General features: G+C 62.5%; 21 protein-coding genes. 6 read left to right on the forward strand and 15 right to left on the reverse strand.

What is annotated here, in order from left to right; all coding sequences use genetic code 11:
* Positions 1-9: 9 nt before the first annotated feature.
* Together MHM88_RS19780 and MHM88_RS19785 are read right to left on the reverse strand one after the other, a co-directional pair.
* A complete protein-coding gene (locus tag MHM88_RS19780; RefSeq protein ID WP_239368483.1) occupies positions 10-1,098 on the reverse strand; it encodes a ParB N-terminal domain-containing protein in 1,089 nt (362 codons plus the stop codon).
* Positions 1,091-2,470, reverse strand: coding sequence for an AAA family ATPase (locus tag MHM88_RS19785; protein ID WP_239325185.1), 1,380 nt, complete (start codon positions 2,468-2,470; stop codon positions 1,091-1,093). The genes MHM88_RS19780 and MHM88_RS19785 overlap by 8 nt, the downstream gene beginning before the upstream one ends.
* 696 nt (positions 2,471-3,166) lie before the next feature.
* Between MHM88_RS19785 and MHM88_RS19790 the strand changes: the two genes are divergently transcribed.
* Positions 3,167-4,468: a replication initiation protein gene (locus MHM88_RS19790; RefSeq protein ID WP_239368485.1), complete on the forward strand. Its 1,302-nt coding sequence runs from the start codon at positions 3,167-3,169 to the stop codon at positions 4,466-4,468.
* Positions 4,469-4,480: 12 nt separating this feature from the next.
* Here the strand turns inward: MHM88_RS19790 and arsB are convergent, their stop codons facing one another.
* The 4 genes from arsB to MHM88_RS19810 are packed head-to-tail and all read right to left on the reverse strand — an operon-like array spanning position 4,481 to position 8,651.
* Entirely contained in the window at positions 4,481-5,512 is a 1,032-nt protein-coding gene (gene arsB, locus MHM88_RS19795) for an ACR3 family arsenite efflux transporter (protein ID WP_239368487.1), read from the reverse strand.
* Positions 5,509-6,783, reverse strand: coding sequence for an organoarsenical effux MFS transporter ArsJ (gene arsJ, locus MHM88_RS19800; protein ID WP_239368489.1), 1,275 nt, complete (start codon positions 6,781-6,783; stop codon positions 5,509-5,511). Before arsJ ends, arsB begins: the two co-directional genes overlap by 4 nt.
* Complete coding sequence (locus tag MHM88_RS19805; RefSeq protein ID WP_239368491.1) at positions 6,780-7,778, reverse strand: ArsJ-associated glyceraldehyde-3-phosphate dehydrogenase; 999 nt, start codon at positions 7,776-7,778, stop codon at positions 6,780-6,782. The genes arsJ and MHM88_RS19805 overlap by 4 nt, the downstream gene beginning before the upstream one ends.
* 42 nt (positions 7,779-7,820) lie before the next feature.
* Positions 7,821-8,651, reverse strand: coding sequence for a metalloregulator ArsR/SmtB family transcription factor (locus MHM88_RS19810; RefSeq protein WP_239368493.1), 831 nt, complete (start codon positions 8,649-8,651; stop codon positions 7,821-7,823).
* A gap of 179 nt (positions 8,652-8,830) precedes the next feature.
* On the opposite strand from MHM88_RS19810, the gene MHM88_RS19815 reads away from it, so the two are divergent.
* Both MHM88_RS19815 and MHM88_RS19820 read left to right on the forward strand, forming a co-directional pair.
* A complete protein-coding gene (locus tag MHM88_RS19815) occupies positions 8,831-9,181 on the forward strand; it encodes an MbcA/ParS/Xre antitoxin family protein (protein ID WP_239325166.1) in 351 nt (116 codons plus the stop codon).
* Positions 9,181-9,687 carry an RES family NAD+ phosphorylase gene (locus MHM88_RS19820; RefSeq protein ID WP_239325164.1) on the forward strand — a complete coding sequence of 169 codons (507 nt, stop codon included), beginning with the start codon at positions 9,181-9,183 and terminating at the stop codon, positions 9,685-9,687. Before MHM88_RS19815 ends, MHM88_RS19820 begins: the two co-directional genes overlap by 1 nt.
* On the opposite strand, the gene hutH is transcribed toward MHM88_RS19820, so the two are convergent.
* The 7 genes from hutH to MHM88_RS19855 all read right to left on the reverse strand — a co-directional run bounded on the left by hutH (position 9,647) and on the right by MHM88_RS19855 (position 17,291).
* Positions 9,647-11,221 (reverse strand): histidine ammonia-lyase, encoded by a 1,575-nt coding sequence (gene hutH / locus MHM88_RS19825; protein ID WP_239368495.1) that lies wholly within the window; start codon positions 11,219-11,221, stop codon positions 9,647-9,649. The two genes, MHM88_RS19820 and hutH, sit on opposite strands and share 41 nt — an antisense overlap.
* 219 nt (positions 11,222-11,440) lie before the next feature.
* On the reverse strand, positions 11,441-12,664 hold the full coding sequence (gene nqrF / locus MHM88_RS19830) for an NADH:ubiquinone reductase (Na(+)-transporting) subunit F (protein WP_239325160.1): 1,224 nt from the start codon (positions 12,662-12,664) through the stop codon (positions 11,441-11,443).
* 13 nt (positions 12,665-12,677) lie between these two features.
* Entirely contained in the window at positions 12,678-13,286 is a 609-nt protein-coding gene (gene nqrE / locus MHM88_RS19835; protein WP_239325158.1) for an NADH:ubiquinone reductase (Na(+)-transporting) subunit E, read from the reverse strand.
* On the reverse strand, positions 13,286-13,939 hold the full coding sequence (locus tag MHM88_RS19840) for an NADH:ubiquinone reductase (Na(+)-transporting) subunit D (protein WP_239368497.1): 654 nt from the start codon (positions 13,937-13,939) through the stop codon (positions 13,286-13,288). The genes nqrE and MHM88_RS19840 overlap by 1 nt, the downstream gene beginning before the upstream one ends.
* Positions 13,939-14,751, reverse strand: coding sequence for a Na(+)-translocating NADH-quinone reductase subunit C (locus MHM88_RS19845; protein WP_239368499.1), 813 nt, complete (start codon positions 14,749-14,751; stop codon positions 13,939-13,941). The genes MHM88_RS19840 and MHM88_RS19845 overlap by 1 nt, the downstream gene beginning before the upstream one ends.
* The gene (locus MHM88_RS19850) at positions 14,744-15,943 is read right to left on the reverse strand and encodes an NADH:ubiquinone reductase (Na(+)-transporting) subunit B (protein WP_239325152.1); all 1,200 of its coding nucleotides are present in this window, start codon (positions 15,941-15,943) and stop codon (positions 14,744-14,746) included. The genes MHM88_RS19845 and MHM88_RS19850 overlap by 8 nt, the downstream gene beginning before the upstream one ends.
* Positions 15,944-15,947: 4 nt before the next feature.
* Complete coding sequence (locus MHM88_RS19855) at positions 15,948-17,291, reverse strand: Na(+)-translocating NADH-quinone reductase subunit A (RefSeq protein WP_239368501.1); 1,344 nt, start codon at positions 17,289-17,291, stop codon at positions 15,948-15,950.
* Positions 17,292-17,502: 211 nt separating this feature from the next.
* Between MHM88_RS19855 and MHM88_RS19860 the strand changes: the two genes are divergently transcribed.
* Entirely contained in the window at positions 17,503-18,492 is a 990-nt protein-coding gene (locus tag MHM88_RS19860; protein ID WP_239368503.1) for an FAD:protein FMN transferase, read from the forward strand.
* Positions 18,493-18,532: 40 nt separating this feature from the next.
* Positions 18,533-18,772: a (Na+)-NQR maturation NqrM gene (gene nqrM, locus MHM88_RS19865; RefSeq protein ID WP_239325350.1), complete on the forward strand. Its 240-nt coding sequence runs from the start codon at positions 18,533-18,535 to the stop codon at positions 18,770-18,772.
* Positions 18,773-18,852: 80 nt separating this feature from the next.
* Here the strand turns inward: nqrM and MHM88_RS19870 are convergent, their stop codons facing one another.
* Positions 18,853-19,038 (reverse strand): hypothetical protein, encoded by a 186-nt coding sequence (locus MHM88_RS19870; RefSeq protein ID WP_239325348.1) that lies wholly within the window; start codon positions 19,036-19,038, stop codon positions 18,853-18,855.
* Positions 19,039-19,116: 78 nt separating this feature from the next.
* Here MHM88_RS19870 and MHM88_RS19875 point away from each other — a divergent pair, with 78 nt between their 5' ends.
* Complete coding sequence (locus MHM88_RS19875; RefSeq protein WP_239368505.1) at positions 19,117-19,638, forward strand: CBS domain-containing protein; 522 nt, start codon at positions 19,117-19,119, stop codon at positions 19,636-19,638.
* 57 nt (positions 19,639-19,695) lie between these two features.
* On the opposite strand, the gene MHM88_RS19880 is transcribed toward MHM88_RS19875, so the two are convergent.
* The coding region (locus MHM88_RS19880; protein WP_239368507.1) for a CBS domain-containing protein at positions 19,696-19,996 on the reverse strand (301 nt) is incomplete at its 5' end.

Genomic DNA, 19,996 nt, shown 5'->3' on the forward strand with positions numbered 1-19,996 from the left:
CCGCTGCGCTTACTCCGCGTCGCTGACGTGGGCTTGGATCAGTGTCAGCAAGGTTTCGACCTGCTCTGGTGACAACCCGCGCCCCTTGAGGTCGATCCGGACCGCTTTCGGGGACACCTCAGCGCTCAGATCTCCGCCCCCTTGCAGGCTGCGCGGGCTTAGCCGGGTGACCTGACGCGGGCGCCCACCGCGGGCGGATACGGCAGCGGCCCCGCGCTGGTCCTGGGCATTCAGCGCTGTTTCCAGCAGCTTCCATTCCGCGCGTTCACTGTCCGGTGCGGCGCCGGCAAGGACCTGCCGCAAACCCGCCTGCCCCCCGGCCCGCAGCGCCGCCGCCAGCCGCAATCCGGCCTTCTCGGACAGCGCACTGGGATAGCGCAGCAGATCGCCCAGCCCCTCATGCACGGCGGCAAAGCTGCGCACCTTGGAGCGCTTTGCCTTGGACGCCGCCGCGAACAGGACATCCACCGCTTCCTCGACCGAGGCAAAGACCCCCTGCCCCGTCACCAGGACCGCAATGCGGCCCCGTTCATAGGGCGTCAGATTGGCCCGCAGCTCGTTTTCCTCGACCATGGAGACATAGGCCGCGGCGCTGTCGCTGCCCTGACGCACAAAGGCGGGGATCTCGGCAAACCCCTCGTGACCACGGTTCAGACGCGCATAGGCTTCAAGCCGGCGGAACCCGGACACCAGGCCATAGCCGCCGTCCTCCAGCGCCACCACTTCGACCGGGCTGCGCAAGCCGTTCTGGCGCACCGAGGCAATCAGCTCCTGAAGCTCCTCCTCGTCCACCGCCATGCGATCCCGCCGCAGGTAGTCGCGGTCGATCTGTTCCAGCGGCACCGGTTGCACCACCTGCCCCGCTTCTTCCGCGCTGCGCCAGCGACCGGCATCGGCCTTGTCGCGGGCCATCTCCACCCGGTCGGTCACCGCCGCCATGCCGCGCAGCTTGGCGGTTTCGGCCGAGACCTTGGCGATCGGCGGCGCGCTCTGGGTGCCTGTTTCGAACGGGTTGACGCTTGGTTTCGTCGCGAAACCCTCTTCCAGCGCCTCGATCTCCGAGGCATCCGGTGCGGTCAGTCGTCTGCGTTTAGCCATCCTGCTGGTCCCCTGCCATCCGGGCATCGCGCCACCAGCTGCCGATGAGGAGTTCCTTGAACTCGGCATAGGTGCGATCAAAGGTTTCCCGCCCGCGTACATAGGTATCGCGGTTGAAGTCGCGATAATCCGCTTCATAGATCCCATTTACCTGCTCTCCCGCCTGGCCCACGAGGGCCGTGACATCCTGACGGTAGGCATTCATGAAATCGCCGAAGTAAGCCTGGATCACATTCGCCATATCCGTCTGCTGACTGGCGTCAAAGCGCGTGATCAGCGCCCTTACTACATCCCATTCGAACTTAATTTCAGGCAAACCGGCCGCACGCTGCGCAACGTTCTCGCCCTCCTCGATCGACGCAAAGGTCGAATAGAGCATGTCAAAGAACCGCCCCGTGCTGTCGAATTCCAGAAACGATGCCCCCAGCGGCACCAGCAGGATATCGGCAGCGGCCAGCGCGTTGATGGTCAGATAGCCAAGCGCCGGCGGCGTATCGAGAAAGACGATGTCGTACTCGTCGAGGATACCTTCGTCCTGAAGAAAGTTGCTCAACGCATCCCAGAGCGGCCAGCTCCGCAGCCCCATGCGCCAGACCGGAATCTGGAACTCCGCCCAATAGAGGTTCAGCTGCGCGCCGATCAGGTCGATATTGGGCCAGTGGGTTTTCTGGATGACGTTTCGCGGCGAAACCGTCAGCGCCTCGTTCAGGGTTTCATCCAGCGCCAGCTCCGGCTCGCCGGCGGCGGCGCGGACAGCGTTTTCTTCCAGCACGGCCTTGGCGTAATCCTTGGCCACCAGCGGGAACACCGTCGACCATTCGTCCTCCACGGTGCCGCCGAGGATCGAGGTCATGGAGCCCTGGCTGTCGAGGTCGATCACCAGCACCTTGTAACCGTCCAGCGCCGCCGACATCGCCAGATGCGCGGCTGTCGAGGTCTTGCCCACGCCGCCCTTGAAATTGGCAACCGCGGTGACCTTGGCCGGCAGACCTTCCGGCCGGTAGGGCAGGTATTCCTTGGTCGAGATCCCCTCGCTTGCGAAATGCTGACGCAGGGCGAGGACTTCTTCGAGGGTGAACCATTTGGAGCCACCTTCGCCTTCGCCCTGGGGCAGATCCGGATGCGCCTTCAGAACCCGACGCAGATGTTGCGGTGCAACCGGGATCAGATAGCGGGTGATTTCCCAGACGGAAAACTTGCGCAGCCGCTTTTCGCCGTCGGGGGCGTAACCACGTCGGGCCAGATCCTCGCGTCCCTTGGTGCACAACGCAGCGGCTTTGGCAAAGCGGGTGGTCTGGATCGGATCGGGCAGCTTGCCTGCGGCTTTTTCCGGGTCCAGATTGAAATAGGGGGGCAATGGAGGGGTACTCATCAGGTTGCTCGATCTCGATGAATGTCTGCGGTTTTTTGTTATATGCCCAAGAATAGAGAACATCCCCGCGCCTGCATAGGTCATACGGACCCGGTGCGGAGATTTTTCAGGTGCCTGTCAGCGGTTTCGTGGCGAAACGTAGGGGGTTGGCATCATCCTTGGCGGCCTTGCATCAAAAAACCCAGAAATGAAAACACAACAAAGCGTTTAGTTTTTTTAGAGTCTTTAGAATCTTTAGGTCGGGGAAATCATTTGTACTCAATGCCTTAAGCGGCCAAAGGTGCCACTTTACAGGAAGATGGGTGCCTATATGCAGGACGAAAGGGACCCGTATGCAGGATGAACAGGTCCCTTGAGCGGGAGGAAAGGTCCCGATTCTCGGGATGGGTCCCCCGGCGCGAAACCTATGACACAGAGCGCCAATGCCGCGCGTGGAGCGGTTTCGGACTCGAAATTCGACACTGAAGGCCCGGGTTAGACCCTGTTTCCTCCGCCGCGCTCTGGCGATCTGAGGTGTGGAGTTGCGAGGGCGCATGATTCGCATTCCTGGTAGAATTGCTTCGGACATCCCGTGGATGGGTACCTTTGGGGCCAAGGGAGGACCTCTGTCGTGCCGCGTGAAAGGAACCCATGGGTAATTGTCTGCTGGGTTCCTTTTGTGGCAGAGTTGCAAAAAACATCAAGGCAGATGATTCCATGGCAGAGCAGGCTTTCGATGCGGAACGGCTGACCGGCGCGTTGACGCGAGAGACGGTGAAAAAGAATGTCGCCGCAATCCACATCAGTGGCAAGCTGACTCTGTTGCAGCGCAAGCTGTCGAATGTGCTGTTGCTGAATGCCTACGACACGCTGACCTCGGCCCGCAGCCACACCATCGACGCGCGCACGCTGGCGATGATGGTGGGATACAACTCCAACGATGTGGACAGTCTGCGCGCCAGTCTCCGGGCGCTGGCGGAAACGGTTGCGGAATGGGACATGCTGGATGAGCAGGGCCACCAGGAATGGGGGGTCTCGGCGCTGCTGAGCTATGCCAAGCTGAAGAACGGCGTCTGTGAATATGCCTATTCCCCGGCCTTGGCGCAGAAGCTGCATGACCCGAAGATCTACGCGCTGATCAATGTAAAGATACAGCGCAACTTCACCTCCGGCCACGGGCTGGCCCTGTATGAAAACTGCTATCGCTTCGTGCGGACGGGATCGACGGGGTGGTGGAGTCTCGACATCTTTCGCAAGCTGATGGGGGTGGACGGGTCCGCCTATTACGAGAGTTTCAAGCACCTCAACGCCAAGATCATCAAACCGGCGGTGGCCGAGGTCAACAAAAGCTCCGACATCATCATCGAGCCGCAGACCCGCAAGAAAGGGCGTGCCGTCAGCGAGATCCGTTTTCTGATCAAGGAAAATCCGCAGATGGCGATGTTCCAGATCGATGACAGCGACGGGCTGCGCAATCTGCCGGTCTACAAGGCATTGCGCGGGCAGGGGGTCTCGGACCGGCTGGCGCGGCAATGGATCACCGAACATGGGCAGGACTATGTTCAGGAAAAGCTCGACTATGTGTCGGGGCAGGGCGAGGTGAAATCCCGCGTCGGCTATTTGCGGGCGGCGATCAACGGTGATTACTCCGTGGCGCAAGAGGGGCGGGCGACCCCGTCCAAGCCGGACCCGGAGACCGAAGCGCGCCTGGCGGCGGAACGCGAGGCGCGCGCGGCGGAAAAGGCAGCGGAGGATGCAGCCTTTGCCGCGCGGGCGGCGGAGCGGCGGGACAGGGCGCGCCACCTCGATATTGTCGAAACCCTGGTTTCGCGGCGAAACCCGACGCAACGCGATGCCGACAAGCGCCTGTTCCTGTCGCGGCTCGACAGTGATCTCGACCGCGAGCATTTCCGCCAGCACGGGTGGCGCTCGGCGCTGAACGCCGGCGCCATCATTGCCTTCTGGCAGGAGCTGGAGCCCGACGCCTTTGACGACCCAGCGGATGCGGCAGAGGCCTGAGCTGGGTCGGGCTTAGCGCGGGGACAGTGCGGGCGCCGGGGCAAACCGGGCCCGCGTTCGGTTGGCAAAACCCACCAGGGTGAGCATCACCGGCACCTCGACCAGCACGCCGACGACGGTGGCCAATGCTGCGCCGGAATTGAGTCCAAAGAGGCTGATTGCCACCGCGACCGCCAGTTCAAAGAAGTTCGACGTTCCGATCAACGCGCAGGGGGCGGCGATCCGGTGCGGCACCCGCATCGCGTAGGCGGCGCCATAGGCGATGAAGAAAATGCCATAGCTCTGGATCAGGATCGGCAGGGCGATCATGGCGATCACGGCGGGGCGGTCGAGAATGACCTGACCTTGCAGGCCAAACAGGATCACCACGGTTGCGATCAGGCCGATGATCGACAGCGGCTTGATCCGTGCCAGGAAGGCGGCGATACGCGCCTCATCCCCCAGACGCCCCCGGGTCCAGAGACCGGCCACAAGGGGCAGCAGCACAAACAACACCGCCGACAGGATCAGCGTGCTCCACGGCACCTCGATATCGGTGACCCCGAGCAGGAAGGCCACGATGGGGGCAAAGGCCACCACCATGATCAGATCGTTCACCGAGACTTGCAGCAGCGTATAGCTCTCGTCGCCCTTGGTCAGTTGCGACCAGACAAACACCATGGCGGTGCAGGGCGCGGCCCCCAGAAGGATCAGCCCGGCGATATATTGCTGGGCGTCTGCGGGGTTCAGGAAGGGGGCAAAGACCACCTCGAAAAACAGAACACCAAGGGCGGCCATGCTGAAGGGTTTGATGAGCCAGTTGACCACCAGCGTGATCGCAAGCCCCTTGGGCTGGCGTGCCACATCCCGCAGGCTCTTGGGGTTCACGCCGATCATCATCGGGTAGACCATGGCCCAGATCAGCACCGCCACCACCAGATTGACACTGGCGACCTCGGCGGCGGCAATGGTGTCCACGAGGGCAGGGGAGAGATTGCCAAGCGCAATGCCCGCAACCATGGCCAGCGCCACCCAGATGCTCAGGTATTTTTCAAAGATGCTCATGCTGGGGTGCTTTCTGGTGTTGGGGCGGTCAGGCGACCGGCGATCAGCGCGCTCAGGGCGATCATCACCGTGGCCGTGCCGAGGCAGGCTGCAACGCCGCCCAGTTGATAGGTGAGGCCCGACAGAACAGTGCCCAATAGCCGCCCGCCTGCATTGGCCATGTAATAAAACCCCACATCCATCGTGACCCGTTCGTCCTTGGAAAAGGCGAGGATCAGATAGGAGTGGAGCGAGGAATTCACCGCAAAAAGCGCACCAAACAGCAAGAGGCCTGCCACCAGCGTCACGGTGAGCCAGAGCGCAGGTCCGCCCGACATCAGCACGGCCGCCGTGAGAATGGCGGGCACCACCGCGAGCATTGCAGCCCAGCGGCGAGCGGCGGCGATCAGGTCAGCCTCACTGCGCGATGGCGCGCGCAGGATGCGGGGCGCGGCGGCCTGCACGGCGCCATAGCAGATGATCCAGATCGCCATGAAGGTGCCGATCATGAAGAATGCCGCGCGGTTGCCCTCTTCGGTGCCGTCCGACAGCACCGCGTAGAAATAGACCGGTATGCCGACCACGAACCAGACGTCGCGCGCGCCAAACAGGAACACCCGCGCTGCCGACAGCCAGTTGATATTGGCGGATTTGGAGAACACCTCGGAAAACTTTGCGCCCTTGCGCCCGGTGGGCAGGCCCGCGGGCATTGCAATCAGCACCGCGATCAGGATCAGGCCGAGGATGATCGCCATGCCCAGCGTTGCCCATGTGAACCCCGCCAGCGCAAGCAAGGCTGCGCCCAGCAGAAAACCCAACCCCTTGACCGCGTTCTTGGAGCCGGTCAGCACCGCCACCCAGCGAAACAGCCCGTCGCCCTCGCGCGGGGCGAGCAATTTGACGGCAGATTTCGACGCCATCTTGGCCAGATCCTTGGCCACGCCCGACAGCCCCTGCACCGCCATCACGAATGCCACCGAGGTGGCGATCTGCCAGGTGGGATCAAGCTGCGTCAGCGCCACCAGCGCCACCACTTGCAGGCCGAGCCCGGCATAAAGCGTCGTCGTCAGGCCAAACCGCGCCGCGATCCAGCCTGCCGACAGGTTGGTGACCATGCCCGCGATCTCGTAGAGGACAAAGAGATAGGCCAGCTGCACCGGGCTGAACCCCAGCGTATGAAAGTGCAACAGCACCAGCATCCGAAGCGCGCCATCGGTCAGCATGAAGGCCCAATAGGCCGCCGTCACCGCCACATAGGCGGCAAGGCCGTTTTGCGCGGGCGTGGAGGTCACAGGCTCGCACCCACCATCAGCGCCACATCCACCAGGCGATGCGCATAGCCCATCTCGTTGTCGTACCAGGCGTAGATCTTCACCTGGGTGCCATTCACAACCATGGTCGAGGGCGCATCGACAATGGAGGAGCGCGTGTCATTGGTGTAGTCCGCCGACACCAGCGGGCGTTCCTCATAGCCGAGGATCCCGGAGAGCGCGCCGGTCGCCGCCTCCTGGAACATGGCGTTCACCTCCTCGGCGGTGGTCTCGTGGGCCACCTCAAACACGCAATCGGTGATCGAGGCATTCAGCAGCGGCACCCGCACCGCATGGCCGTTCAGTTTGCCCTTGAGCTCCGGGTAGATCAGCGTGATCGCGGTGGCGCTGCCGGTGGTGGTCGGGATCAGGGAATTGAGCGCAGAACGCGCCCGCCGCAGATCCTTGGCCGGGCGATCAACAATGGTTTGGGTGTTGGTCACATCATGGATCGTGGTGATCGAGCCATGTTTGATGCCGATCCCCTCGTGCAGCACTTTCACCACCGGCGCGAGGCAATTGGTGGTGCAGCTTGCGGCGGTCACAATGCGGTGGCGGGCCGGGTCATAGATGTCGTCATTGACACCCATGACGATATTGGCGGCGTCGCCATCCTTGACCGGGGCGGAGACCACGACCTTTTTGACGCCCGCCGCAAAATAGGGGGCGAGTTTGGCCTCGGTTTTGAAAACCCCGGTGCAGTCGATCACCACATCGACGCCGTCGAGCGGCAGATCCGCGATGCGGGTTTGGTTCAGGACGGGCAGGCGAGTGCCATCGACGGTGATGCTGTCGTCATCGCTTGTGATCTCCGCGTCCCAGCGGCCATGCACCGTATCGAATTCCAGAAGATGGGCGTGCATCGCCGCATCGCCCACCGCATCGTTGATCCAGGCGATCTGGGCGCCGCGTTCCAGCAGCGGTTTCAGGGCCAGTTTGCCCATCCGGCCAAGGCCGTTCAATGCATAGACGGTCATGTGCTGTCCTTATATTTCCGTGAGGGTCAGGGCGGTGCGGCCTCACTGGTCGCGCGCGATGTCATCCACCGCCTTTTGCAGTGAAATCCGGTCCAGTTCCGCAAAGGGCAGGGCGGCAAAGGCGCGGATGCGGTTCTTGAGGGTGCCATAGGCCTGCTGGAACGCGAGGCTGCGTTCGGCGTCAGTGCCCTCGGCCTTGACCGGGTCGGGCATGCCCCAATGGCCGGAAATGGGCTGCCCCTCCCAAGCGGGGCATTCCTCATTGGCGGCACCGTCGCAGACGGTGAAGACAAAATCGAACTTCGGCGCGGTGTCGGTGGTGAACTCACTGACGTTCTTGGCGCGCAGTGTGGCTGTGTCATGTCCCTTGTTGCGCAGCACCTCAAGCGCGAAGGGGCTCAGCTCGGAATAGGGTTTGGTGCCGGCCGAGTAGACATTGAACCGGTCACCGCCTTCGGCAAGCAGGATCGATTCGGCAAAGATCGACCGGGCCGAGTTGCCGGTGCAGATGAACAGGACGTTGTATTTCGAGTCGGTCATGGCAGGGGTCTCCGGGGTCTCATCGGGGAGTGCAGGCAAGCAGAGTTCGGGACGGCCACGGCAGCAGTCGAAAAACAGCGCATCGAGTGTCTCGCGCATGCCTGTCATGTCGACCTGATAGTGGAGCCATGTGCCCTCGCGGGTTTGCGTCACCAATCCGGCCTGCATCAAAGCAGACAAATATGACGACAGTGTACTGGGTTTCACATCCAGGGCCGCCGCGATCTCGCTGGCGGGCACGCGGTCTGGATACCGGCGCATCAGGAGCCGGAACACCGAGAGGCGTTGCGGATGGCCCAGGACGGACAGGCGGAGGGGAATCAATGTTTCCATAATTCGCGTTTTATCGAAATATAGATGGATTGCAAGGCTGCGTTTGCGTCTTGCGGCCCGACCTGTCGCCGTGCTGCGTCGCCTGCATCCTTGCCGTGCGGGGCTCCACTCTCTGTGATACCTTGATTGCCGTCAAAAATTACACTATATAACGTCAGTATTACTGTATGGAGGTCGAGATGCAGATCATGCAATTTGCGGATGGCGGGCTGTTCGACCCGCGCAAGATCGCAGCCGTGCTGCGCACCTCCTCCGAGGAAGTGGCGATGACCGTGGGGCTTGGCAAGGATGCGTTGCAGCGCCGGGCGCGGGTGCAATCGGCCAAGACCCAGCGACGCCTGCGGGAACTGGTGGAGGTGCTGAACAAGGTGCAGCCCCGGTTCGGCTCCGAACTGATGGCCTATGCCTGGTATCGTTCCGAACCGCTGGCGGGTTTTGACGGGCGCACCGCGATGCAGCTGGTCCAGGACGGCAAGGCGCAGGCGGTGTTGGAGTATATCGACGCGGTCGATGCGGGCGTCTACGCCTGATGCCCCTGACAGACGGGCACTACAACGGGCCGCTCTATCGCGCGCTGAACCCGGTCTATGCGCGCGAGCCGCTCTCGGGTGTGGGGGCGGCGCGCTACGGTGGCCGCTTCAACCCGAAGGGCTGCGCCGCGCTTTATACCGCGCTCGATCCGGCGACGGCCCTGCGCGAGGCCAATCAGGTGGGGGATCTGCAACCGACCACTCTGGTCTCGTATCGGGCCGACCTGGGACCGGTATTCGACAGTCGCGACACGGAGGCGCTGGCGGGGCAGGGCATGACACCGGCCGGGCTGGCGGACCCGGGCTGGCGTGCGGCCATGCTCGATGGGCGAAAGGTCCCGACACAGGATCTGGCCCGGAGCCTGATTGGCGCGGGGTATGCGGGCCTTTTGGTGCGCAGCTTTGCCCCCGGCACCGGTGACAGCAGTCTGAACCTGGTGCTGTGGCGCTGGCACGCGGGGGATCTTACAGTGGTGGATGATGAAGACCGTCTGAACCGGATCTGAGGGGCCTGCGGTCTGCAAGATCCGGGGCGCAGGCACATTCGTCGCGCAGCAGCGCCGCCACATCTTCGATGTCGCGGTTGAGCGGGCGATCATCCTGATAGACGGCCACCCGTCCGCGCAAACGCGCGTACAGTCGGGCATTGGCCTCCGCCCCGCCGCGAAGGGGATGCAGATCACGCGCCTGCGCCCCGCACAGCAATTCGATCGCCAGAATGTAGAACAGGTTCTGCATCACATGCAGGGCCTTTTCCGCGGCAGGTGTGGCGTGGGTCAGGATGTCCTCCTGCAAGGCGGAAGTGACGCCGCCGTCGAGGCTCGCGGGGACCGACAGGCGGCGGTTTTCGCCACAGAGGGCCGAGGCGGAATATTGCGCGATCATCAGGCCGGAGCAGCGGCCACCATCGGCGCTGAGGAACGGCGGCAGATCGCTGACCAGTGGATTGACCATCCGGTCGATGCGGCGTTCTGAAATCGCGCCGAGTTGGGCCGCGATCATCGCCAGCCGGTCCGCCGCAAAACCGATGGCCGCGCCCACGGCATTGGCCTGGCTGGAGACCACCGGCGCCTCCGGGCTGCCGCAGACCACGGGATTGTCGGTGACGCTGTGCAATTCGTTGCGCAGGATCTCGGCGATATTGCCCAGCTCGTCGCGGACGCTGCCGTGTACCTGGGGCACCGCGCGCAGGCTGAGCGGATCCTGGGTGCGGGCGCGATCCGCCGCGACATGGCCGCGCCCGCGGAGCCAGGTCCGCACCGTATTGGCCGAGGTGTGCATCCCCTCCGACATGCGCAGGCCCAGGCCCTGTTCCTCGAAAGGGTCGCTTTGCCGCCCCAGCAGTTCATAGCTGAAGGCGGCAGCGGCATCGGCCCAATCCACCAGGCGCGACAGGCGGGCAAAGGCCAGCGCGGCGAGACCGGTTGCGCAGGGGGTGCCGTTGACCAGACTCAGCCCCTCCTTGGCGCCAAGCTGCAGCGGTGCCCGCCCGATGTGGCGCAGGGCCTGGGCGCCGCTGATCCGGTCCCCGTTCAGCATGGCCTCGCCTTCGCCGATCACCAGCAATCCGATGCAGGCCGAATGCACCAGATAGCCCACCGACCCCTGCGACGGCATCACCGGCGTGATCCCGGCATTCAGCAGTGCCAGCAGCGTCTCCACCGTTTCCCAGCGGACACCGGAGCGGCCATGGCAAAAGTTGTTGATCTGGGCCGCCATGATCGCCCGGGCCGCATCCGGAGGCAGGGGCGCGCCAACACCGCAGGCGTGGCTGAACAGGATGTTATGGGACAGTGCTGACTGATCCGCCGGTCCGATGATGACATCGCAGAGCGCGCCGACGCCGGTGTTGATGCCGTAGCCGCGGATGCCCCGGTCGACGATCGCATCCACGATGTCGCGGGCCGCCTTGATCCGGGCGATGGCCGCATCCGACAGCACCAGATCGGCACCCTTGGCAATCTGTTCGATGTCAAAGGGGCTGAGCGGACGGTCGAGCAGGACATGGTCCTGCGCGGACAAAGCGGCGTGGGCGGACATCTGGCTGTTCCAATGGTTGAGGGCGGGTGTCCCGCCGGCTGCACATTAAGTACATCACAAATAATATTATGAGTGTACATAATGCAGCGTCAAATACGTCCCCCGTCAAGCCTGTTTGCGACACGGTCCGCCATGGCAGATGGGGTCGTCCCACGAAAAAGGGGGCCAATGGCCCCCCTATGATCCGTATGTCGTGTCCGCAGATTGCGGCGCGTGGTGTCAGCCGCCGAAATCGTCGAGCATGATATCCTCGCGGTCCACGCCCAGCTCCAGCAGCATGTTGATCACCGACTGGTTCATGATCGGCGGGCCACACATGTAGAACTCGCAGTCCTCGGGCGCGGGGTGGTTCTTGAGGTATTCCTCATAGAGCACGTTGTGGATGAAGCCGGTGTAGCCTTTCCAATCGTCCTCCGGCAGCGCGTCCGAGAGGGCCACGTGCCACTCGAAGTTGTCGAATTCTTCGGCCAGCTGATCGAAATCCTCGACAAAGAACATCTCGCGTTTGGAACGCGCCCCGTACCAGAAGGTGATCTTGCGGTCGCGGTTCTCCAGACGCTTGAGCTGGTCGAAGATGTGGCTGCGCATCGGCGCCATACCGGCACCACCGCCGATAAAGACCATCTCCTTTTGCGTATCGCGGGCGAAGAACTCGCCAAACGGGCCTGAGATGGTGACCTTGTCACCGGGCTTGAGGTTGAAGATGTAGGACGACATCTGACCCGGCGGAATACCGGTGGAGCCCGGCGGCGGCGAGGCAACACGGACGTTGAGCATGATCAGGCCCTTTTCGTCCGGGTAGTTGGCCATCGAATAGGCCCGCTCGATCGGTTCATCGACGGTTGATTCATACTGCCACAGATTGAACTTGTCCCAATCGGGGCGGTACTCTTCCTCGACGTCGAAGTCCTTGTAGGACAGCTTATGCGCCGGGGCCTCGATCTGGATATAGCCACCGGCGCGGAAGTTCACATCCTCGCCTTCGGGCAGTTCAAGTACCAGGTTCTTGATGAAGGTGGCGACGTTTTCATTGGAGCGCACGGTGCACTCCCATTTTTTCACGCCGAAGACCTCTTCGGGCACTTCGATATCCATGTCCTGCTTGACCGCGACCTGACAGGACAGGCGGTCGCCACAGGAGGCTTCGCGCTTGGTGATGTGGCTTTCCTCGGTGGGCAGGATCGAGCCACCCCCGGAATGCACACGCACGCGGCATTGCGCACAGGTGCCGCCCCCGCCACAGGCGGAGGGGACGAACATTTTCTCCGCCGCCAGCGTTTGCAGCAGTTTGCCGCCCGCCGGAACAGAGATGGTTTTCTCACCGTTGATGGTGATGTTGACGTCGCCCGAGCTGACGAGCTTGGAACGGGCCGCCAGAATGATCGTCACCAGTGCGACAACGATCAGTGTGAACAGGAGAACGCCTAGTCCGAATGTAGTCACGTCTGCGCTCCTCTCAGAGTTTCACGCCGCTGAAGGACATGAAGGCCATCGCCATCAGACCTGCGGTGATGAAGGTGATACCGAGACCCTGAAGCCCGTCGGGAATATCGGAGTATTTCAGCTTTTCGCGCACACCCGCCATGGCGGTGATCGCCAGCGCCCAGCCGAACCCGGAGGACAGACCGTAGGTGGTCGCCTCGGCAAAGTCATAGCTGCGCTCCACCATGAAGAGCGAGCCACCCAGGATGGCGCAGTTCACGGTGATGAGCGGCAGAAAGACCCCAAGCGCGTTGTAGAGCGGCGGGAAATACTTATCGAGCAGCATCTCGAGGATCTGCACCATGGCAGCGATCACGCCGATATAGGAGATCAGGCCAAGGAAGGTCAGATCCACATCCGGGAACCCGGCCCAGGCCAGCGCACCCGGCGCCAGCAGATAGGTCAGGATCAGGTTGTTGGCAGGCACGGTGATGCCCTGCACCAACATGACCGAGATACCCAGACCGATCGCGGTCGAGATCTTTTTCGACACCGCCAGGAAGGTACACATGCCGAGGAAGAACGACAGGGCGAGGTTCTCAACAAATACGGCCTTGACCGCGAGGGAAAGCAATCCTTCCATCAGTGTGCCTCCACCGTCTGAATTTTATATTCACGCTCTTCGACCTGTGCCGGTTTCCAGGTGCGGATGCCCCAGATCAGAAGGCCGATCACAAAGAAGGCCGAGGGCGGCAGCAGCAGCATGCCGTTTGGCACATACCAGCCGCCATTGTTCACGGTCTCCAGAACGGTGACGCCAAACAGGGAGCCCGCGCCAAACAGCTCGCGGAAGAAGGCGACGATCATCAGCAGGAGCCCGTAGCCCAGACCGTTGCCGACCCCGTCGATGAAGCTCGCCACCGGCGGGTTCTTCATCGCAAAGGCTTCGGCGCGGCCCATGACGATACAGTTGGTGATGATGAGACCCACAAAGACCGAGAGCGTCTTGGAGATTTCATAGGCATAGGCCTTCAGGAGCTGATCCACCAGGATCACCAGGGACGCAATGATCACCATCTGCACGATGATCCGGATCGAGGAGGGGATCTGGTTGCGCAGCATCGAGATGAACAAGGACGAGAACCCCGTCACCAGGGTCACCGCCAGCGCCATCACAAAGGCCACCTGCATCGAGGAGGTCACGGCCAGCGCCGAACAGATACCAAGCACCTGCAGCGTGATCGGGTTGTTGTCGACCAGCGGATCGACGAGTTGCGAACGATAGGTTTGTGCCATCAGTCGATCTCTCCTGCTTTGAGCCGCTCAAGGAAGGCGCGATAGCCGGCTTCGCCCATCCAGAATTTCACCAGATTGTCGACGCCAACAGATGTCAGCGTTGCACCGGCCAGCGCATCCACGTGGTACGCCTGACCGGCGGGCGGTGCGGCCTTGGCCACGGTGATCGCCAGCTGGCCATCCTCGGTGAAGAGCTTCTTGCCGTTCCACAGCGCTTTCCAGCGCGGGTTGTCCACTTCGGCGCCGAGGCCCGGCGTTTCGCCGTGCTGGTAGAACTGCAAACCGAAGATGTCGTTGCCGTTTTCCTCGAGCGCGATGAAGCCATAGAGCGTCGACCACAGGCCATAGCCCTCGATCGGCAGCACCACCTTGTCGACCGCACCTGCATCATCGCGCAGCACGTAGACCATGCGATAGGCCTGCATGGTGCCGCCCAGACCAGCGGGATCTTCGTCCAGCGCCCGCACGATGGCCGGGTCATCCGAGGCCGCCAGCGCATCGAAGGTCTCGATGTCGAACTGGTCGGTGTATTCCCCGGAGGACAGATCCAGCACATGCGGCTCAAACGCGGCAAAGGCTTCGGCCACCGGCACGTTTTCGTCGTAGACGCCCGCGACCTGGAGAACGTTGATGCGCTTGTCGCGCAGCTTGTTTTCCTCTTGCACCGGACGCAGGGCCACGGCGGCGGCGGACACGATCATGGAGGCCACAAGGCAGAGGGTCACAGCCACAAAGACGGTCTTGCCAACGGAATCCGGCGGCGCGTCGAGGAAGCGGCGGATCAGGCCTTTTTGCTGGTTTGCATCAGACATTGCGCTTGGCCCTCCGTTTGATGTTGGCCTGCACGACGAAGTAGTCGATCAGCGGGGCAAAGACGTTGCCGAACAGGATCGCGAGCATCATGCCTTCGGGGAAGGCCGGGTTGATGACGCGGATCATCACCACCATGAACCCGATGAGCGCGCCGTAGATGTAGCGGCCGAGGTTGGTGTGCGAGGCAGAGACCGGTTCGGTCACCATGAAGGCAAGGCCAAAGGCATAGCCGCCGATCACGAGGTGCCAGTACCAGGGCATCGCAAACATCGGGTTGGTGTCGGAACCGATCCAGTTCAGCAGTGTCGAAAAGGCGATCATGCCCCCCAGACACCCGACGATCAGGCGCCAGTTTGCAATCTTGACGATCAGCAGGAAGGCGAGACCGATCAGGATCGCAAGGGTCGAGGTTTCGCCAAAGGAGCCCTGAATGGTGCCGACAAAGGCGTCCATCCATTCGATCCCGCGCTCCGGCAGGGCCGCGTGGCCCTCGGAGGCGCCGATCGCCAATGCGGTGGCGCCGGAAAACCCGTCCACGGGCGTCCAGACCGATTCACCGGACATATAGGCGGGATAGGCAAAGTAGAGGAACGCCCGACCGACCAGGGCCGGGTTGAGGAAGTTCTTGCCGGTGCCGCCAAAGACCTCCTTGCCGATCACCACACCAAATATGATGCCAAGCGCCACCTGCCACAGGGGCGTCGTGGCGGGCAGGATCAGGGTGTAGAGCATGGAGGTGACGAGGAAGCCTTCGTTGACCTCGTGACCGCGCACCACGGCAAAGATCACCTCGAAAATACCGCCGGCAACCAGCGTCACGATGTAGATCGGCAGGAAATACAACAACCCGTGCATGATATTGGCAAAGGGATTGTTGGGATCAAAGCCGATGCCCAGCGTCTCGATGATGGCGGCGCGCCAGCCCGATGCACCGTATTCGGCAATTGCCATATTGGTCTGCAGACCGGTGTTGTACATGCCGAACAGGATGCAGGGGATGGTCGCCAGCACCACATAGGTCATGATCCGCTTCATATCGATATAGGAACGGGCATGCGGCGCGACGGTGGTCACCGTCTTGGGCGTGTAGATGAAGCTCTCCACCATCTCGTAGATGGGGAAGAATTTTTCGTACCGGCCACCTTTCAGGAATTGCGGCTCGATGCGATCAAAGAAATTGCGAAGACCCAAAGTCTTATCCCTCTCTTTCGATCTTGCTGAGGCTGTCGCGCAGGGCGAGGCCATATTCATATTTGGCCGGGCAGGCAAAACCGCAGAGCCCGAGGTCTTCTTCGTCCAGTTCAAGCGCACCCAGCGCCTGGGCCTGATCGGTGTCCATCACCAAGAGCGCCCGCAACAGCTGTGTGGGCAGGAAATCCTGCGGCATCAGCTGTTCAAAGGTGCCGATCGGCACCATGGCGCGGCGACCGCCGTTGAGGTTCGAGGTCAGCGCATAAAGCTTTTTGGAAAAGGCCGAGCCGAGTACCGGCTGCACCGCGTATTTCGAGGCCATAGGGCGTATCCAGCCCATCGGGATCTGATCGTGGTCTTCCTTGATCAGGGTGATCTGACGGGCATAGCGCCCCAGATAGGCGGTGGCACCGTCGCCGGCGCGGCCGGACAGGATGGAGCCGGAAATCACCCGAATCGGCGTGTCGCCAGAGAGGTCCTCGGCGCAGAGATCGGTCATCGACGCGCCATCGCGGCTGCGCACGAGCCGGGGGCGGCTGCATTCGGGACCGGAGAGCGCGATCACGCGGCTGCTGTCCAGCCGGCCGGTCTGCAACAGACGGCCAATGGCGATCACATCGTGATAGCCGATGGTCCAGACGGTTTTCTCTGCCGACGGGGGCTCCAGGAAATGCATATGGGTGCCGGCCAGACCCGCCGGGTGGGGGCCGGAAAAGCCCACCGGGGTCACGCTGGCCAGGTCGGCGCCGGGGATCGTCGCACCGCTGTCCTGGCAGAGATAGGTCTTACCCTCGGTGAGCACGGTCACGGCAGCCAGACCCTTGGCAAAGGCCTCGGGCTGGTCATTGATGATGGTGGCGGCATCCCCCGACAGCGGTTCGCTGTCCATGGCGGTGACATAGATCGCCGCCGGGCTGCTGTCTGGGGCGGGCACCTTGGAATAGGGACGGGTGCGAAATGCGGTCCAGAGACCGGCCGTGCATAGTTTTTCCCGCAGCCCCTGCGCCGTGCTGTCATCACCGACGGCAGAGAAATCCACCGCTTCGGCTGCGGCGTCGTCGACCTCGATTTCGACGCTGACAAGCACCCGACGAGCGCCGCGGTTGATCGCCTTCACCCGGCCCGACGCGGGGGCGGTCACCAAAACCTCGGGCGTATCCTTATGCGCAAACACCGGGGCGCCTGCGGCAATGACGTCGCCTTCCTGAACCGAAAGCCGGGGTTTCAGCCCGATATAATCCTGTCCGAGGACGGCGACGGTCCGGACTTCTGCTGCCTCTTCGATCTTGTTGTCAGGTGCCCCCAGCACCGGAACATCGAGACCTTTTTTCAACGAATGTTGCTGCACGTCTTCATGTCCTGTCCATTTTCCGGCGCTCTTATGCGTTACTGCGACGCGGTTTGAAAGTTCTTTAGACGGAAATTTTCCAATTTACTGTTGAACCCGGGTTCTTTCTGCCCCAGAAGCTCTCGGGAACAACGCGTCCAACAACTAGCAGCATTAGCGGAGTAGGCCCTTGTCGAACCCTCTTCTCCTTTCTCGCCGTAGCTTCATCGTCATGCCACTTGCACTGATGGCTTGCAAGAAAGGATGGTCCCTGCTGGAACTCAGCGGGCTGACGATGGGCACCAGCTACTCGATCGTCGCTGTCGATCACAGCAAATCCATCGACAAGGCAGAGCTGCAAGGCGCTGTCGATCAGGCACTGGCGCAGGTCAATCGCCAGATGTCGAACTGGGATGCGGGCTCCGAGATTTCGCGCTTCAATGCGGCGGCTCAGGGCGCGGATGTCGCTGTTTCGTCCGAGCTGCATCACGTGATGCAGGCCGCGCAGGATGTGCATATGGCCAGCGACGGTGCCTTTGACGTCACCGTGGGGGCGTTGATCGACCTCTGGGGATTTGGCGCCGGTCAGACGCCGGGCACCCTGCCGAGCGAGGCCGATATTGCCGCCGCCATGGGCTGCTGCGGTCAGGCGCAGTCGGTGGCCGTGCAGACCGGTGGTCTGACCAAGCTCAACGCCGGGGCAGAGGTCTATCTCTCCTCCATCGGGAAGGGCTTTGGCGTCGATCAGGTGGCGCGCGTGCTCAAGGGGTATGGCATCACCGACTATATGGTGGAGATCGGCGGCGATCTTTATACGGCGGGTCGCAACCCCGACGGTCAGCCCTGGCAGATCGGCATCGAGACGCCCGAGGCCTTTGACCGCGGCGTGACCCAGGTGGTGGGCCTGTCGGACATGGGCATGGCGACCTCCGGCGATTATCGCAACTTCTTCGATCACGACGGCAAGCGCTATTCCCACATCATTGACGCCACCACCGGTCGCCCGGTCGAGCACGACACCGCGTCGGTCACGGTGCTGACCGACAACGCGATGCTGGCGGATGCCTGGGCAACCGCAATGCTGGTGCTGGGCCGTGAGCGCGGCCTCGAGATCGCAAATCAGCGTGATATGGCGGTGCTGTTCCTGGATCGTGCGGTTGAAAACGGTGCCACCGGGTTTACCTCCACCGCATCCAACCGTTTCAAGGCGCTGACAGCCTGAGTGCTGTCCGCCGGCGCCGCCTGAGCTCAGGGAGCCTGTAATGTCGACCTTTCTGCTGACCTTCGGATTGTTCCTGATCGTGATGCTGGGCATGGCCTTTGGCGTCCTGTTCAGCGGCCGTACGATCAAGGGCAGCTGCGGCGGGCTGAACGCGATTTCCGACGCGGATCAGTGCCTGGTCTGCAAGAAGGACATCGACCCCGACAGCCCCCTGCGCGAGCGGCTGGCCTGTCCGCGGGCCCGCAAGATGCTGGAAGAGATGGAGCGGGATCAGGGCTGAACGTCCGACCTCTCGCTGTTTTCCAAAAACCATAATGACCCTCGAAGGCACCTTCGGGGGTTTTTCTATTGCGGCGGGTGCTAGCCGGTGGTGCGCATCGGCACAAAGCCCAGCACCAGCAGGCACAGCGCCGCGATCACGCCAAACAGCCACAGATGGCTGCGGGGGCCTTCGGTCTTCCAGACGGTGCGATAGCGATACCCCGCCAGGCAGGCGATCACAAAGAGCAGCGTGGCGCTGAGGGGGGTGAGGGTGACGTCGATCAATGGAACCTCTCTGATCGGAAAGCGTTTACTCGGGCGAGAATTGTAATACCGTATAAGATGATAAAGGGAGGAAATGCCATGCCTGCTTCATTCACTCCGAAAACACGGGGCTCCGAGAGCAAGGGAAAGACCAGCAGCCAGACGCTGACCACCAATATGTCCGCCGCCGAGGCCAAGGTCAGCGATGTTCTGGCCAGCAAAGACGGGGGGCTGTTCTGGATCAACCCGGATGACACGGTGGCCCATGCGGTCGAGGTGTTGCGCGACAAGGGGATTGGCGCGCTGCTGGTGAAGAACCCGCAAGGAGACCTGGTGGGGATTCTCTCCGAGCGTGACATCGTGCGGCGCCTTGCGGATACGCCGGGCAAGACCCTGCCGCAAACGGTCAAGGATCTGATGTCGACAGATGTGGTCACCGCGACGCCGGATCAATCGGTGGTGGAGGTACTGCGCCGGATGACCGACGGGCGCTTTCGTCACATGCCGGTGGTGGAACAGGATCAGCTTGTCGGCATGATCACCATCGGCGACGTGGTGAATTTCCGCCTCGCGGCGCTGGAATATGAGGCGTTGCAGATGAAGCAGCTGATCGTCGGCTGACCGGGATGCGCCATTGAGCGGCGCGCCGATCTGATCTCGCGCCCTCGCCTAAGGCGGCTAGACGTTCTGGCGCGCAGTGGAGCGGGCCAGGGCCGCGATCAGATCGGTGCGGGTCACGATTCCCACGATCCGCCCGTATCTGAGGATCGGCACCGCGTCGGTCTCCCCGTCGGACATCATCGGCAGAAGCGCTGCGACCGGGGTGTCCGGGGTGGCGCGAGGGCCGGCGACGCTCATGATGTCGCCGGCGGTGGTGGGTTTTCTCAGGGTGCGGTCCAGCATCCGACGGAGGGCGGACCAGTAACCGCGATCCAGCCGCAGCGCATCCGCCCGTGCCTGGGTGATGAGGTGCATCTGG

It is taken from the genome of Epibacterium sp. MM17-32 (assembly GCF_022348205.1).
Classification (GTDB): domain Bacteria; phylum Pseudomonadota; class Alphaproteobacteria; order Rhodobacterales; family Rhodobacteraceae; genus Epibacterium.